The organism is Microcoleus sp. K5-D4, assembly GCF_036704575.1.
Taxonomy (GTDB): domain Bacteria; phylum Cyanobacteriota; class Cyanobacteriia; order Cyanobacteriales; family Microcoleaceae; genus Microcoleus.
The window spans coordinates 1-1,541 of record NZ_JAUBSD010000204.1; the positions used below are offsets into that span (position 1 = coordinate 1).

Annotated in this window: 1 protein-coding gene and 2 pseudogenes; 1 reads left to right on the top strand and 2 read right to left on the bottom strand. The window is 42.1% G+C overall.

What is annotated here, in order from left to right; translation table 11 throughout:
• Nucleotides 1-188: 188 nt before the first annotated feature.
• Nucleotides 189-350, bottom strand: coding sequence for a hypothetical protein (locus QUA77_RS29055; protein WP_333454086.1), 162 nt, complete (start codon nucleotides 348-350; stop codon nucleotides 189-191).
• A gap of 119 nt (nucleotides 351-469) precedes the next feature.
• Between QUA77_RS29055 and QUA77_RS29060 the strand changes: the two are divergent.
• A pseudogene (locus tag QUA77_RS29060) lies at nucleotides 470-640 on the top strand (IS1 family transposase); the annotation flags it as partial.
• A 4-nt stretch (nucleotides 641-644) separates the two neighbouring features.
• On the opposite strand, the pseudogene QUA77_RS29065 reads toward QUA77_RS29060, so the two are convergent.
• Nucleotides 645-1,442 (bottom strand): annotated as a pseudogene (locus QUA77_RS29065) (alpha/beta fold hydrolase).
• Nucleotides 1,443-1,541 lie beyond the last annotated feature (99 nt).

Genomic DNA, 1,541 nt, shown 5'->3' on the forward strand with positions numbered 1-1,541 from the left:
AATCTAGCGCCCATATATTGAGTTACCTCAGTAGATGTGTTCTCTTTCTTTACTTATTTTAACATAGTTCGGTTTTTGGGCGCCGACCTACTTATCTGTGGCTTTTTTGTGATTTCCCTTCATCCTTTCATCTATTAGATTTTCTAGATTGTCTGGGTCTCCCTTGAGACACCAGTAAGATACCTTGTTTACTGAACAACCCAAAAACTCAGCAATTTTAGATTCGTTTTGCCGTCCTTGAGCAATAATAAAATCATAATTATTTCTCTGATATTTGCCTTTTCTTCTTCTATTAAGGCTTTTTGTAGTTTCTCTATTTGTTTGGGATTGAGATGGTTTTTGGCTGGCATTTTTGTAGTTATTGACTAAACTAAATTTTAGTTATACCCTATTTAAAGGCACAACAGCTTATCACTGACGGCTATTGTGTGTATCGCTTGTTTAAGCGATGAGTGTGACCAAAAGAGGGAGCAAAACAGGGATGACTAGAGTTGAAGGAGAAAATTGTCGTCTACGGCACTATCTGGCTCGACTTCACCGCAAGACTTTGTGTTATTCCAAGTCCGTTGACATGTTGTACAAGTCAGTACGCTTGCTGATCTACTATCTTAAACACGGGCGGATTCCTCTGTTCTCTTAATCATTCACCTTTGTGCAACACCAAGGAAGTTACTTGCCAAAAAATCTCTCATGTACCGATTCACTAACTGCGGCTGTTCCTGCTGCACCCAGTGGCTGCAATTAGGAATGTAATGAATCTGAAAATCCCGGACGTAATCTGCGGTTCCATAGGTTAACTCTTTGCCGAGGGCGGCATCATTTTCTCCCCAAATCATCAGCGTCGAAACTTCCAGAACCCTCCAATTCTGGCGATCGAGAAACCCGCGAGCAATATTGCGGTAATAATTGATAGTAGCAGTCAGAGCGCCCCGTTTGGCAGCCGCATCTTTGTAAGCTTCAATATCGGAGGGGCTAAAGGTGCTTTTGTTAACTGCCATACCTTCCAAAGCAGCCGAAATTGCCTGAGAGTCGCCAAACTGAATTAACAACTCCGGCAAAACTGGCAACTGAAACAAAAAGATGTACCAACTTCTCAGCAATTGTTGGGGAGTGCGTAACCCTTCAGCAAACTTTGCCGGATGTGGTAGATTCATCACAATTAATTTATCCACCATTTGGGGATAACCATAAGCAAAATTCCAGGCGATCGCACCTCCCCAGTCGTGACCAACTAAGACGCAACTTTCGTATCCCAAACCCTGAATAATGCCTTTGACATCTTGCACAAACTCTGCCATCACCTAAGCAGATTGATCGTGAGGTTTGTCGCTGTCGTTGTAACCCCTGAGATCTACAGCGACTACTTTATAATCTGATGCAAATTCTGGGATTTGATGTCGCCAAGAATACCAAAATTCAGGAAATCCGTGCAGCATCAGCATCAGCGGCCCAGAACCTTGAGTGACATATAGCAATCCTAAATCATTATCAAGACTATGATACAATTATATGCAATACTCGATCGTGAATAAAAAGATGAA